This is a genomic window from Nitratireductor sp. B36 (assembly GCF_020833685.1).
Classification (GTDB): Bacteria; Pseudomonadota; Alphaproteobacteria; order Rhizobiales; family Rhizobiaceae; genus Nitratireductor.
Genome location: NZ_JACKZY010000001.1, coordinates 1,013,091 through 1,027,630, shown reverse-complemented (window position 1 = coordinate 1,027,630; position 14,540 = coordinate 1,013,091). Strand labels below are relative to the sequence as shown.

General features: G+C 57.4%; 11 protein-coding genes. 10 read left to right on the top strand and 1 reads right to left on the bottom strand.

Annotated features, from left to right (window positions below; translation table 11 throughout):
• The first annotated feature begins 220 nt into the window (after positions 1–220).
• The 4 genes from H7H48_RS05035 to H7H48_RS05020 all read left to right on the top strand — a co-directional run bounded on the left by H7H48_RS05035 (position 221) and on the right by H7H48_RS05020 (position 5,222).
• Positions 221–1,972 carry a thiamine pyrophosphate-binding protein gene (locus tag H7H48_RS05035; protein ID WP_229447691.1) on the top strand — a complete coding sequence of 584 codons (1,752 nt, stop codon included), beginning with the start codon at positions 221–223 and terminating at the stop codon, positions 1,970–1,972.
• 12 nt (positions 1,973–1,984) lie between these two features.
• A complete protein-coding gene (locus H7H48_RS05030; protein ID WP_229447690.1) occupies positions 1,985–2,836 on the top strand; it encodes an NAD(P)-dependent oxidoreductase in 852 nt (283 codons plus the stop codon).
• A 175-nt stretch (positions 2,837–3,011) separates the two neighbouring features.
• On the top strand, positions 3,012–4,172 hold the full coding sequence (locus H7H48_RS05025) for a tripartite tricarboxylate transporter substrate binding protein (RefSeq protein ID WP_229447689.1): 1,161 nt from the start codon (positions 3,012–3,014) through the stop codon (positions 4,170–4,172).
• A 60-nt stretch (positions 4,173–4,232) separates the two neighbouring features.
• A complete protein-coding gene (locus tag H7H48_RS05020; RefSeq protein WP_229447688.1) occupies positions 4,233–5,222 on the top strand; it encodes an ABC transporter substrate-binding protein in 990 nt (329 codons plus the stop codon).
• Between the two features lie 81 nt (positions 5,223–5,303).
• Here H7H48_RS05020 and H7H48_RS05015 read toward each other — a convergent pair whose 3' ends face one another.
• Positions 5,304–6,944: an FAD-dependent monooxygenase gene (locus H7H48_RS05015; protein WP_229447687.1), complete on the bottom strand. Its 1,641-nt coding sequence runs from the start codon at positions 6,942–6,944 to the stop codon at positions 5,304–5,306.
• Between the two features lie 244 nt (positions 6,945–7,188).
• Here H7H48_RS05015 and H7H48_RS05010 point away from each other — a divergent pair, with 244 nt between their 5' ends.
• From H7H48_RS05010 to H7H48_RS04985, 6 genes are all read left to right on the top strand, one after another.
• Positions 7,189–7,926: an IclR family transcriptional regulator gene (locus H7H48_RS05010; protein WP_229447686.1), complete on the top strand. Its 738-nt coding sequence runs from the start codon at positions 7,189–7,191 to the stop codon at positions 7,924–7,926.
• A 227-nt stretch (positions 7,927–8,153) separates the two neighbouring features.
• Positions 8,154–8,897 (top strand): class II aldolase/adducin family protein, encoded by a 744-nt coding sequence (locus H7H48_RS05005; protein WP_229447685.1) that lies wholly within the window; start codon positions 8,154–8,156, stop codon positions 8,895–8,897.
• Positions 8,897–10,699: a thiamine pyrophosphate-binding protein gene (locus tag H7H48_RS05000; protein ID WP_229447684.1), complete on the top strand. Its 1,803-nt coding sequence runs from the start codon at positions 8,897–8,899 to the stop codon at positions 10,697–10,699. The genes H7H48_RS05005 and H7H48_RS05000 overlap by 1 nt, the downstream gene beginning before the upstream one ends.
• A gap of 43 nt (positions 10,700–10,742) precedes the next feature.
• Positions 10,743–11,816, top strand: a complete 1,074-nt coding sequence (locus H7H48_RS04995; protein WP_229447683.1) for a tripartite tricarboxylate transporter substrate binding protein — start codon at positions 10,743–10,745, stop codon at positions 11,814–11,816.
• 98 nt (positions 11,817–11,914) lie between these two features.
• A complete protein-coding gene (locus H7H48_RS04990; protein WP_229447682.1) occupies positions 11,915–13,393 on the top strand; it encodes an aldehyde dehydrogenase family protein in 1,479 nt (492 codons plus the stop codon).
• A 3-nt stretch (positions 13,394–13,396) separates the two neighbouring features.
• Positions 13,397–14,476, top strand: a complete 1,080-nt coding sequence (locus H7H48_RS04985; RefSeq protein WP_255663330.1) for an AbrB family transcriptional regulator — start codon at positions 13,397–13,399, stop codon at positions 14,474–14,476.
• Positions 14,477–14,540 lie beyond the last annotated feature (64 nt).

The following is a 14,540-nucleotide window of genomic DNA, read 5'->3' as shown; positions in this document are numbered from 1 at the left end:
TCAAAGCTGTAGAAGTTCAGTATAAAATCTCATTTTCTGCGATAAGCAATCGGTCCGTGCGGAGCGGATAGTCACTGATTTTTTTCTCAAAATTCATCGACTGGTATGGCGGAAGCAGAGGATAAGAGAGATAATTATCTCATAAAACGGGATTGTTTTTGACTTGCGGCCCTCTCTTTTGTATTGCGGTTGTCCGTAACTGAAGGAAGTGGAGGGTGGCATGTCGGATGAAGGGGCATACAAGGGGTACAATTCCGACGTTATCGTCGACTTGATCAAACGTTATGAATTTCCCTTCATCACCATGAATCCGGGAGCGAGCTTCAGGGGTCTGCACGATTCTCTGATCAATTACGGAAACAATGAACCTCCCATGATGCTGTGCCAGCACGAGGAAACAGCTGTTCAGATTGCGCACGGCTATGCCAAGGCAACGAACGAGCCGATGGCGGTTATCCTTCACAATCTTGTCGGATTGCTGCACTCGAATATGGCGATCTACTACGCCTTCATCGACAGGGTGCCGATCTTCATCATGGGCGCGACGGGACCGATGCATGAAGGTGAGCGTCGCCCGATGATCGACTGGACTCACACAGCTCTCGTTCAGGGCGATGCCGTTCGCCTCTATACCAAGTGGGATTACCAGCCCACGGCGATTGAGGGCGTACCGGAATCCTTCGCGCGGGCCTATTCCATCATGACAACGCAGCCCCAGGGGCCGATCTATATGTGTTACGATGCGGCCATGCAGGAAGAGGAACTCAAAAGTCCCGTTGCTCTTCCGCCGCCGGACGCTGCCCGAACCCCAACTCCCATGATGCCGGATCCGCGCGCGCTTGAAGCGATCGCCGACAAGCTGGTGGCGGCTGAGCATCCTGTATTGATTGCTCAGTATGTGGGGCGTCAAAAGGGTGGGTTCGAAAACATGATCGCGCTCGCTGAAACAGTGGGTGCGCCCGTATGGGACGCGAAAAGCGCTCTGAACTTTCCCAACCGACATCCATTAAACGCCAGCTACGACAAATCCGTGTTCCGAAATGCAGATCTCATTGTCGGGCTCGATATGCGCGACTGGGAGAAGGAGACCTGCGAATATGTGATGACGGAACGCGCTGTGCGCCCTCTTGCGCCGGACAGTTGCGAGTGGGTTGAAATTGGCATTGCCGAGGTGGGCATCTCGAAATGGTCGTTCGACTATGGGCGGATGCAGCATTGCTCCATTCGGGCTTTGGGCGACACCATATTGGGAATCCCTGAATTGACGCGCCTATGTGCACAGCGCATTGCGCGTGACCCGGCCGCGCAGGCACGAATTGCCGCGCGCAAAGAGAAGCAGGGAAGGCGTCAGCAGCAGCTTTGGAATGAATGGCAGGACAAGGCCAGGGAAAACTGGGATAGCTCTCCGGTAAGCCTTGGTCGCCTGTCGCTGGAAATCTGGGATGCGATCAGGGATGAAGACTGGGTGCTTTCGGGTCATACCCTGAAAGAATGGGCGCGAAAGACCTGGACCTTCGACAAGCCGCATCAGCATCCCGGCACTGATCTGGGTACCGCCACCCAGATCGGGATTTCACTGGGCGTGGCCCTGGCGCACAAGGGAACGGGCCGTATTGTCGTCGACATTCAACCTGACGGCGACCTGATGTTCGACGCGGGGGCTCTGTGGGTTGCCGCAAAATACGAAATCCCCATCCTGATCGTGATGTTCAACAACCGCGCATACTACAATGACTGGGACCATCAGATTGCCGTGGCGCGCGACCGCAATACCGACGAAGCCAGGGCGCATATTGGTATGGATCTGTTCGGGCCCGACCCGGATTTCGGTGCGTTGGCGCGCTCCATGGGGATGTATGGCGAAGGCCCGATTGATGATCCTCAAGAAGTCGGTCCGGCAATCCGGCGCGCGCTTGCCGAGGTAAAAGCCGGCAGGCCAGCGCTTGTCGACATCATCACGCAGCATCGCTAGGGCTGGTCGACAATGAAACAAGCCGCCACCGGGAAGCAGACAACCATTGGCATCGTCGGGTTAGGGAAGATGGGGCGGCCTGTTGGCAGGCATCTCCTTGCGGCGGGTTACGCCGTGGTCGGATGCGACCCGGTCGAGGCGGCGCGCTCTGAGGCCGCCAAAGTCGGAATTACCGTACTCGACGGACCGGCGGCGGTGGGGCGGGTTGCCGACCTCGTCCTCATTCTCGTCGGGTTCGACAACGAAGTCGAGGCGGTTCTGTTCTCTGATGACGGTATTCTGGCGGGTGCGAAGGGCGAGGTCGATATAGCGATTGGATCGACCATATCCCCCAGCTATGCGTGGGAACTGGAGCAGCGTCTGGTGGGGAGCGGTGTTGGGTTGATTGACCTGCCTTCGGCGCGCGGCGAAGCGGCGTTGGAAACCGGGGATGTTCTGCTTTTCGGGGGTGGGGATACGGCGTTGTTCGAAAAATGGCGTCCTGCGTTCGAAACCTTCGCCAGCGATATTTTTCATCTTGGCGGATTTGGTGCCGGGCAGGTCGCGAAGATGGCCAACAATATGATCCTTTGGGCCTGCATGTCGGCCAATGACGAGGCGCTGCGTCTGGTGGAGAAAATGGGGGTGGATCCGCAGAAGGTGCGTGAAGCCCTCTGTCTCTCGAGCGCTCAAAATTGGTCTCTCACGACGCGAGCCGAAGAAAAGCCGATGCCCTGGTCGGAAAAGGACATGCGCATAGCGCTCGATGAAGCCGACCATGCGCGCATAAGCTTGCCCCTCGCCGGCACGGTCTCGGAAGTTATCAAGGGGTACAAAATCCGCAACGGCATTCCTATGCCTTCAATCAGGAAGGCGCGGGCGTAGGCGCACGGCGTGGCGGATAGCTCAAGCGCGAACCCGCAGCATCTCTCGCGGCATAGAGAGCCGATCTCTCGATGGCGATGGCGCGAGATTATAAAAATCTTGTAATATGGAATTATGCCATTCTTTCGTTTCCGAAGAGTGCGCTCAAAAAAAACGAAAATAAAACATATGTTTAATGGAAAAATTCCAGAAACTCACGCAGAATCCTAAGAATTCCTCCAAAGGGTTTAGATATCTATCTCGTATTATAGGATTAGTATATAGTGAGATCGTGATGGCCGAAGAGCCATGCAAGGAGGAGGAAAATCTATTGAAATCACTTCTATGTTCCGTTGCGCTCTCCCTGACGATCGGGGCGGTGGCAGCGCCGGCATTCTCACAAGAAGAAACCTTCGCGGGGGAGGAGGTAAAACTCTATATCGGGTTCGGTCCGGGCGGCGGCTATGATCTTTACGCCCGCTTGATCGCAAACCATCTGGGCAAGCATCTGCCTGGTGAGCCGAGCGTGATCCCCATGAATATGGAGGGCGCCGGCTCGATGCTGCTTACAAACTGGCTTTACAACGTGGCACCGAAAGATGGCACTGCCATCGCCACGATCAGCCGCGCCGTCCCTTTCTTCGCGTTGACCGGTCAGGACGACGGCTCGGTTCAGTTTGATGCGACCAAATTCAATTGGATTGGCAGCGCCAATGATGAAGTCAGCGTGTGTGTGGCCTGGGCTGAGTCCGGCATTGGAAGCCTCGATGATCTCATGACCAGAGGGATGGTTATGGGCGGAGACGGGCCAACCGCGGACGGGGAGCAATTTGCCCGTGTCATGAATGAGGTGATTGGAACGAAGATTGAGATCGTCAGTGGATATGGCGGCGGCGGCGCTATCAACCTGGCGATGGAGAATGGTGAGGTTGAAGGTCGTTGCGGCTGGTCGTGGTCAAGTGTCGTGGCATCGCAAAAGGAATGGCTGGACAGCGGGCGCATCAAGGTCCTCGTGCAAATGGGCAGCACAGCGCACCCGGACCTACCTGATGTACCGACCCTGTCCAGCCTCATAGAAACTCCTGAGGACAAAGCTCTGGTCAATCTTATTCTGGCCCGACAGGCACTTGGGCGCCCCTATCTTGCCCCGCCGGATGTTCCACAGGAGCGTATTCGTCTGCTACGCGACGCGTTCGAGGCGACCTTGTCTGACCCGGATTTCGTCAAGGAAGCAGAACAAGCCGGGCTTGAACTCAACTATCTGAACGGTGAGAAGATACAGTCCATCGTGGAGGATGTTTATGCCAACACAACCGAGGCGCTTGCTGCGCGGGTGAAGGGAATTCTCACTCCGTGATTCCAGTTTCCGGCCCCGCAGCAATCGGGTGGGGCCGGGATGTCGTTTGAAAGTTAGCGAATGTCCAAGAATTTACATCTCACCCTGGCCTGCGGCGATTATGAAATCATCAGACCATTGCGCGAGGGGCTGGTGAAGGCGGATGGCATCGATCTCACCTTCATCACGAATATGGATTCGACCACACGCCACTGGCGGTTTCTGCGAAACAGAGAATTCGACGTCGCAGAAGTCTCTGCCTCGGGCTACATCGCAGCAAAGGCTGCTGGGCAGGACCTTGAAGCCATTCCCGTTTTTCTCCATAGGCGGTTTCGGCACGGTTTTATCTTCACGAACAGCGCCTCGGGCATCAGGAAGCCAAAGGATCTAATTGGCCGCAAGGTTGGCGTGAAATCCTATATTGTCACCGCGACGCTGTGGTTGCGCGGGATTCTGGAGGAACATTATGGTGTTCCTCACCAGTCGATCGATTGGTATTCGCAGCTCGATGAAGACGTGGATCTTTCCCTGCCGTCTGGCTTGAAACTGTCCAAGATCAGCGAGGGAAAAAACATCGAAGACATGCTCGCCGAGGGCGAGATCGATGCCTTGCTTCATCCCGATATCATCAAATCCATTCAGACCCACGACCCCCGTGTCGGCCGTTTGTTTAAGGATCACAAGGCCGAGGAAATTGCTTATTTTCAACGGACCGGAATTTTTCCGATCATGCACGTCACGGCGCTGAAGCGCGAGATTGTGCAGCGCCATCCCTGGGTGGCAATCAATCTCTATAAAGCGTTTGATGCGTCGCGGCGAATGGCGATGCAGCGCATGCTCAATCCGCGCATCGTGCCGCTGGCATGGTATCGCGAGGCATGGGAAGAGCAGGAAGCGATCCTTGGCGAAGACCCCTGGGCCTACGGCCTGGGTCCACAAAACCGCACCAATATCGAGACTTTGGCGCGTTACTCGTTCGAACAGGGACTGAGCAGTAGGCTGATGAAGGCTGAGGATCTGTTTTTACCCCTCGATGAGGGGCGTGGGCGCGGTGACGCCTCGCGATATTGAACTTCACCCACAATGAGATTGGTGAGGGAGATTGGCGAAGGCCCGGCGTGCGAATGCCGGGCTCTTCTTATGCCAATAATGTCAGGCGTGGTACCGCGCCATCTTGTCGACTGAGTGGCCTGTCGCAAGGGCAGCCAGTTTGGCTGGGTCAGAAGGCAGCGCCTCACCGCGCCACGCGATGTGAAGGTCCGGTCGGACGAGAAAATAGGAACTGCCATAGAGCTTTCGATAACGCTCATCGGGAAGGTCAACTACGGTGATGGGCGCCCCGATCTGGCGAAAGGCGTCGACCATTGCATCCACCGCGTCGTTGCCGGGTCCCATCCTCACGATTGCATAGGTCCTGCCAATCAGGTCGTTCACTGAGACATCGGGTTTGACCCAGATGTGGGGTAACCGGGTACCCGTCCAGGCCGAGGCTTCATACGTTCGGAACAAGTGTTCAGGACCGCCGGGTTCGTCCCATATAAGCGGACTATCCACATAGCGATAGCCGAGTTCGGCGCCGATCATTTCATTGGTCTTGCGCTGCTCGATGTCTGCCACCTCGGCCAGATTCTGTCGCAATGCGGCGCCATCAGGCGTGTCGTCATTGAAACCTGGCGCCCACTGGGCGCGCCATTTGCGCCGACCCAGCGATGCATAGCGCGAAGCGCCAATGTTGCGATCCCCGATCTGGCGGCGTTCGATTTCATAAGACTCCAGGAGTCTAGGGCCTCCCCAGCCCCGCAGTGTGGCAGCAAGTTTCCATGACAGGTCGATGGCATCGCCCACGCCGGTGTTCATGCCCAGTCCTCCCGTTGGGATGACCAGATGGGCTGCGTCACCTGCCAGGAATACACGGCCTTCGCCATACCGGTCGGCCAGAAGCAGGTTCTGTTTCCACTCACCCACATAGAGCATTTCGTAGTGGATCGGCGCGCCAATGATTTTCTCGAACTGCCTTGCCATTGCGGCATCGTCCTCGACCACGGCGTGCAATGTCCAGTGTTTGGTGGAATCCTGCATGATCAAAAACGAGGCCTGATTGTCGGCCACGTGGTAGTGTCGCCCATGCCCGGGTCCGTCTCCCATAGGGATACGGTCAAACAACTCATCGCATCGATAGAGCGCCTGGCGCAACTTGAGAAGATTTCCTTCACCCCGCAGCGAAATATCGAGTGCTTTGCGAACCTGGCTCGATCCGCCGTCGCAGCCTGCCATATAGCTGGAGTGGATGGTAGAACGGGAGCCGTCCGAACCAAGGACTGTGGTTGTCACGCCGGATTGATCCTGGACGAAGGATTCAAACGCCGTTCCGTACATCACCTTGACGGAGGGGAGGGCCTCGGCAACGGATTTGAGCAGCGGCTCCAGAGTGTACTGGGAGACGAGTTGATAGGGCTCGGCCGGTTGAGACGTGTCGTCGCTGGCCTTGATCTCAGCCAAAGCCTTGTTGACAGAATCGTACTCTAGTCTCAGCAGTGGCGGTTCCGTCATATTGGTAATGACAAAAACGTCCATCGGAACGTCGCCATCAAGGCCGGCCTTGCGGATCTGATCGGAGATGCCCAGGCGTCGATAGATTTCCATGGTGCGAGCGTTGCAGCGCTCCATCTTTGGAAGAAACTCCGGTGCTGCCTTCTTCTCGATGAGTATGCAGTCGATGCCTTGCTGCCCAAGGTCAATGGCCAAGGTCAGCCCCACTGGCCCTGCGCCAACGATAAGTACTTCGGTCTTCATGTTTCTACTCATCCCGATCATCCGTTTCCCGGTAATTAGCGGTCGAGTAAATGACAGTCAATAAAAATCTCATTTTATGGGATTAAAGATGATCCAAAAGGCTTGCACCTGTTTCCTTTTGCGCTGCGTTCGGCTCAAGATTGATGCCTGTTTCGAAGTCGGGCTATAAGGACGAAGGGGAGGGGCGCCCGCATCAGGGCAGCTTTGCGCAGAGCCCTCTCCGAACTTTGGGATGGTGTCGATTATGCTCAGTCACGAACGAATGCTCAGTGTCCTTGATCTGTTTGATCTGGAGCGGCCGGAGTGGAGCTTTGATGAGATGCATGCGCAGTTGGGTTTTTCCCGATCGACGCTTTACCGCTATCTCAAGACCTTGACTGATGCCGGGTTTCTAACCACGTTTCCGGGGCGTGGGTATTCACTTGGCCCGCGCGTTATCGAGCTCGACTACCAGATTGTTGCTACAGATCCTTTGATACATGTGGCGCGTCCCGTCATGAATGAGCTTGTGCTCGGCTATTCTGGCGTCAGCCTTCTATGTCGCCGATACAAGCAGAAAGTGTTGTGTATTCATCAGGAAACCAGCACGGATCAGTTCCGGTCGACCTATGAGCGTGGCCGCGCGCGTCCGTTGTTGCAGGGCGCGGCTTCGCTGGCGGTGCTGGCGCATTTCTCCACCTATCAGCTCACAAAGCTTTATGATGAGCAGTCTGGTGAATTTGCGCTGGCCGGATTGGGGGATACGCTGCCCGAAGTCCGCGAAACGCTTAAGGGCATCAGGCAGCGCGGATGGGTCAAGACGACAGGTCAAGTCACCAAAGGGGTCACTGGTATCGCCGCGCCGATCTTTGATGGCAAAAAAGAAATCATTGGTAGCCTGAGCCTGACCCTGCCGGAAACGAGCATGCCTGCCGAACGCGAGGAAGCGATCGCCGAGCGTGTGGTTTTCTGCTCGCGTATCATCTCCAAATCGCTCGAATAGCCCTGGCTGGCAGTGATCTCATTTCCGGGCTGGATGTGCGATTCGTACGCAGCTCGTGCGTGCGCACGCGCTGCATTTTGCGGGGTACACTATCGGTTAAGATTTAAGGAAATTCGCATATTATAGGATTATTGCGATAATTCTGTTGACTCCTCAGGCCTAGAAATTCTAGCCTTTGCAGCAATCAAGTTCCGGCGGTGGAGCGGATTTGCGGGAGGATGGCAGGCGTGTCGACATACGAGAATCTTTTGAGCGACATGGTCGCGGCCAACCGGATACTGGCGTCGCAGGGGGTGTGCGACGCTTTCGGCCATATCAGTGTGCGCCATCCCGACAATCCGAATGCCTACCTGCTTTCGAGAGCGCGTGCGCCCCAATTGGTCGAGCGCGAAGACATCATGGAGTTTGATCTCGATGGAACGCCGATGCATGGTGATAGCCGCAAGCCGTTTTTGGAACGGTTCATTCATGGGGCGCTTTATGCGGAACGCGCGGATGTTCATTGCGTCATTCACAGTCACTCACGCAGTGTCATCCCCTTCACTGTAACGCAGGCGAAACTGCGCCCGTTGGTTCACAGCTGTGCGACCATCGGCCATGCGGTGCCGGTCTGGGACGCTCAGACCAGCTTTGGAGATACCAACCTGCTGATCTCCAACCAGGCTATGGGGCAGGATTTTGCTTCCGTGCTGGGCAAGGGAAACAGCGCTTTGATGCGCGGGCACGGTTCCACTGTGGTGGGCGCTTCGATCCGCGAAGCAGTGTATACGGCCGTCTATCTCGAGGTGAACGCGAGCCTTCAGATCGCCGCGTCCGCACTCGGTCCGATTACCTTCCTGACGGCCGGAGAGGTTGAAAAGATCCAGTCCCGCTTGGCGGATGCCAAACCGGGTGAGGGCTATAACAGAGCCTGGGAGTATTGGTGTCACCAGGCAGGGGTCGAGCCGCGGCAACTGGACGGTGATGTCTGATGGTTGCCTCGACCACCGTGACCCAGCTTGATGATATAGAGCGTCCTTCCGGCGCCGCCGCCGAGAAGGCGCAGTTTGGATCGGATGTCGTGGCCCAGACTCTCCGCGATGCGGGCATTGACTATGTCGCGCTCAATCCGGGGGCGAGCTTCCGTGGGCTGCATGACAGCCTGGTCAATTTTCTTGGTAACAGATCACCGCAAATCCTCCTTTGCCTTCATGAGGAAAGTGCCGTGGGGCTCGCCCATGGATATGCCAAGGTGACCGGGCGGCCGATGGCAGCCGCAGTGCATTCGAACGTTGGGCTGATGCATGCCACCATGGCGGTCTTCAATGCATGGTGCGACCGCATGCCTGTCTTGGTTCTTGGAGCCACGGGGCCCGTAGATGCCAGCAAGCGCCGTCCGTGGATCGACTGGATCCACACCGCCGCTGATCAGGGCGCGCTGGTCCGCAATTATGTCAAATGGGACAACCAGCCTGCTTCGGCTGCAGCCGCCCGGGAAGCCGTGTTGCGGGGTGTGTGGCTGTCGCAGAATGCGCCCATGGGGCCGGTCTATATCAATCTCGATGCGGAAATGCAGGAAAGCGGGATCGATGCCGAGCTGCCGTCAGTTGACGCCAGCCGTTATCTCAGTACTGCCCGGTCGGGCGTCGATCAGGAGACGGTCTCAGAGGTATGGGCATTGATCAGGAAGGCGCGGCGTCCGGTCGTTCTGGCAGGTCGTGTCTCCCGTGACGAGGTTAGCTGGCACAGGCGTGTGGCTCTGGTGGAAGCCATGGGGGCCAAGGTGATTACCGACCTGAAGGTCGCCGCAGCCTTTCCCACAAGTCACGACGCGTATGCCGGCGACCTGCGTGGACGAAATGGCGCAGCGACGCTCGAGGTTCTCAAGGCCGCCGACCTGGTGATAGCCCTGGACTGGGTCGATTTGAATGGCACCTTGACAGCGGCCTTCGGTCCAGCGGGGCCGGAATGCACAGTTATTCGTGTCGGGCTCGATCATCACAGCCACAATGGCTGGAGTATGGATCACCAGGCGCATCCACCTGCTGATCTGGTGGTCAGTACGGATCCGGATAGATTCACCGCGCTTATGATCGGCAGCGCAAAACTTTGCGGAACAAACGCAAAGCCCGCCCGTGCATGCACCCCCGAGCTATCGGCGCAGGACGGCAAACAACTGACTGTAGAAGCGATCGCTCGAACCCTCCTGCATTTTCTGGGAGGAAGGCAGAGCTGCCTGACACATGTGACTCTTTCCTGGGACGGCAGTTATTGGCCGTTCGACCATCCACTCGATTATCTCGGCTCGGATGGAGGAGGAGGTTTGGGGGCTGGTCCTGCCCACGCTGTGGGGGCGGCTCTTGCACTGCGGGACATGGGCGCAGACCGTCTCCCGGTCGCCATATGCGGTGATGGTGATTTCCTGATGGGGGTTACCGCCCTATGGACCGCGGTGCACTACAAAATCCCGCTGTTGATGATCGTCGCCAACAACCGCTCATTCTTCAACGATGAGGTTCACCAGGAAAAAGTCGCACGCATGCGGGGGCGCGATGTCTCGAACAAATGGATCGGCATGCGGATGGACGATCCGGAGATAGCCCTCGCTGATATGGCAAGGGCGCAGGGTTGCGCGGCCTTTGGGCCGGCCACGACCCAGGCGGAGCTCGAAAGCGCCATCACGCAGGCCATAGCAGCGGTCGAGGAGGGAAGGGTGGCGGTGGTCGAGGTGATTACCGACGCCAGCTATCCAGCCACTTTGGTCAATGCGCTTACAGGCACAACCAAAGGCTGAAATTTGGGAGGAGGCGCTTTTGCCAGAACAGGGAGAGAAAAAAATGAGAAACGAACGTTTGGGGATTTTGCAGCGCATCAGCAGGCGCGGGCTGTTGGCAGGCGCGCTGGCGCTGGGGCTTTCTGCGCTTTCTGCGACGCAGGCCGTACCCGTAGCAGCCCAGGAGACTGTGGAGGATTTCTACAGCGGCAAGACGGTCACCATCTATGTCGGTTTTGGGCCGGGCGGAGGCTACGATCTATATGCGCGGCTGGTGTCCGAATTCCTGGGGCGGCATATCCCAGGCAATCCCGAAGTGATCGTGGAAAATATGCCGGGCGCGGGCGGGCGGACTGCTATCCAGTTTCTCTATAATGTGGCCGCGCAGGATGGCACAGCGCTTAGCGTTCCCGTCCAGTCGATGGCGCTGGATAGCCTGCTCAATGTTCTGCCCGGCGATCTGGACGCGCGCAAATTCAACGCGATCGGCCGCATCACGCCTGAATACGAGCTTGGAATGATCTGGTCGAATGTTGGCATCACCACACTGGACGAGATCAAGGAGAAATCGGTCAGCTTCGCCTCCACGGGGGCCGGATCGGCTTCGAGTTTCGTTCCACGCATGCTCAACGACATGGTGGGTACCAAATTTGAAGTTATTCAGGGCTATCAGGGCGCCAACGCAGCGATGATGGCATTGGAGACGGGGGAGGTCGATGGTGCCATGCAGGGTATAGCCGGCATGAGCGCTTCTCGTCCGACCTGGATACCCGAAGGTGTTGTGAACGTCGTCTGGCAGCTTGGCTTGACGCCGCATGAATTGCTGCCCGATGTTCCTGCGGTGGGGCAACTCGGTGAGAATGATCTGGACCGGCAGGCCCTGCGCCTCGTTGCCAGCGCCGCCGAAATCGGTCGGTCCGTTATTACCACGCCCAATGTGCCTGAAGATCGCGTTGAAGCGCTTCGTGCTGCCTTCAACGCAATGGTGTCCGATCCGGAGTTTCTTGCGGCAGCAAAGGAACGCAATCATTTGATTGATACGCTTACCGGCGAGGAGCTGCAGGCCAAGATCGAAGAGCAGATGAATTACCCGCAAGAGGTGATTGATCGCGTCAAGCCGTATGTGGTGGCGCAATAAACTGCTGCGGCGGGGCTCCAGGCGCCCCGCCGTTTTTTCAAGTCGAGGCGCGCCGGAGCCGCCGTCTCTTTTGCTCAATTCATGACTGGAGTGTTGCCGTGGTTGCCCATCATGCCTCGTCGGGATCATTCGTTTCGAAGCCGGAACTTTATTATGGAGGCGCCTGGCATGCTCCGATCAATGGGAAAACCTTTGAAACCATAAATCCGGCCACCGGGGCAGTGATCGGACGGGTGGCTGAGGGTGATGCTGATGATGTCGCTGCTGCTGTCTCTGCGGCACGCGAAGGGTTTGCCGCCTGGCGAGCCGTGCCGCCGACGGAACGTGCCGCCGTCCTTCGAGAGATTGCCCGGGTCATACGCGCCAATGTGGATAGGTTGAGTGAAATCGAAGCTGCGGACTCTGGAAATCCGATCACGAAGGTGCGCGCCGATGTGATGCAGGGCGCGCAGCGGTTCGACTTCTTTGCCGGCCTCATCACAGAGATGAAGGGCGATACCATTCCAGGGAGAGAGGGAACACTCACGCTGACGCAGCGCGAGCCCCGGGGGGTCGTAGCGCGCATCGTGGCCTTCAATCATCCCTTCATGTTCACCTCCAGCCGGATGGCGGCACCCTTGGCGGCCGGCAACGCCTGTATCGTAAAGCCGCCGGAGCAGGCTCCTCTTTCCGGCGTTCTCTTTGCGGAACTGGTCGGTGGGTTGCTGCCTGCCGGCGCGTTTTCCGTCCTCACTGGCGGGCGGGAGGTCGGAGAAGCGCTTTCAGCGCATCAGGATATCGCAATGGTCGGATTGGTCGGCAGCGTTCCGACGGGCAAGGCGGTCATGCGTTCGGCGGCGGACACGCTGAAACCGGTGCTTCTGGAGCTTGGTGGAAAGAATGCGCTGATCGCCTTTCCCGATGCCGAACCCGAGCGGGTCGCCGAGGCGTTGGCGGATGGTATGAATTTCACCTGGTGTGGACAAAGCTGTGGCTCCACCAGCCGCGCTTTCCTTCATGCCGATATCCACGATGCCGTACTGGAGAAGTTGGCGGAAAAGATCGCGGTATACAAACCCGGCCTGCCGACGGACCCCCAAACCACAATGGGCGCTTTGATCAACCGTGCGCAGTATGAGCGTGTCATGGCCTATATCGATGGAGCGAAAGCAGAGGGCGCCAAGCTGTTTCTGGGGGGCAGGCATCCTTCGGAGCCTGAGCTTGCGGACGGCTGCTTTATCGAGCCGACCGTATTTACCAGCGTGACATCTGACATGCGGATCGCGCGTGAAGAGATATTCGGCCCGGTGCTTTCGGTCTTCGACTGGCAGGATGAAGCGAGCTTGCTGTCGCAAGTGAATGGTCTCGACTACGGGCTGACCTGTTCCATCTGGACAAATGATCTTGCAAGGGCCCATCGCGTAGCTGCGGCTGTGGAGGCGGGTTATGTATGGGTCAACGACGTCTCCAAGCATTTTCCCGGTGCCCCGTTTGGCGGGTACAAGCAGTCGGGTTTGGGCCGTGAAGAATCCTTGAGTGAACTTTTGGAGTTCACTCAGGAGAAGACCATCCATATCAACTTCTCCGGCAAACGGTGAGAGATGAAAGGTGGGCTGCGTTCCTGGTTTGCCCAAGTTAAACGGGTAAATTATCCGCGCACTTCGCTGGCTCTGTGCGTGGGGGTAGCGGGGGCGCTCCTCTTCCTTTGGATCGGAGCGCCCATGCCTTGGATGCTCGGTCCGCTAGCCGGTTGCCTGATAGCGAGCTTGCTGGGCGCTCCGCTGGCCGCGCCGACCGTTTTTCGTTCCCCCATGGCTGCCATGATCGGAGTGATGCTCGGGTCGGGCTACGGGCCGCAATTGTTGGGATATGTAGCAAACTGGTGGGCCACGATCGCCGGGCTGCTGGCCTTCATGCTGGTGGCTGGCGCGGTCTGCGTGGCATATTTTCGTTGCGTGGCGCGGTATGATTTTCCCACAGCCTATTTTGCCGGCATGCCCGGCGGGGTCGTGGAGATGGTGCTGCTCGGTGAGAACAGTGGGGCTGACCTTCGCCGCGTTGCACTTGTGCACGCCGCACGCATCGTTTTCACCGTGTTCTCGATTCCGTTTATCGTCCAATGGGTGGAAGGAGGGCAGATCGTCCGCTCCGCGACCTCTTCTACCTCGCTGTTGGACATGCGGGCTGATTCCCTTCTCTGGTTGCTTGTCACGTTTTCTGGAGGCCTGGTGCTCGGAGGGCTGGTCAATCTGCCTGCGCGGTACCTTCTTGGGCCGCTGATCGTCAGTGTGATTGTTCACATCAGCGGCATTTCGACATTCAAGCCGCCCTGGGAATTGGTTGCCTTGGCCCAGTTGGTCCTCGGTTCGGTGATCGGCTGCCGGTTCGCAGGCAGCAGAACCGTGGACATCCTGCAGATATTCCTGGCCTCACTGGGGTCCTGTTTCTTGATGATCCTGCTGAGCTGCGCCTTCGCCTTTGGTGTCTCTCATCTCACGGAGTACACCTTGACGGAACTGCTCCTGGCCTATTCTCCGGGAGGATTGGCAGAGATGGGTGTCCTGGCCTTGGCATTGCATCTGGATGTGGCGCTGGTGTCGACGCACCACGTTCTGCGCATATTTCTTGTTGTCATCTGCGCCAGGTCTCTTATGCCATTATTCGGGATAAAAAGAGAATGAAAAAGCGAAAATCAAAAGACGAAAACGAAAATAATATATATTTATCAAAATGATATTCGCAAAT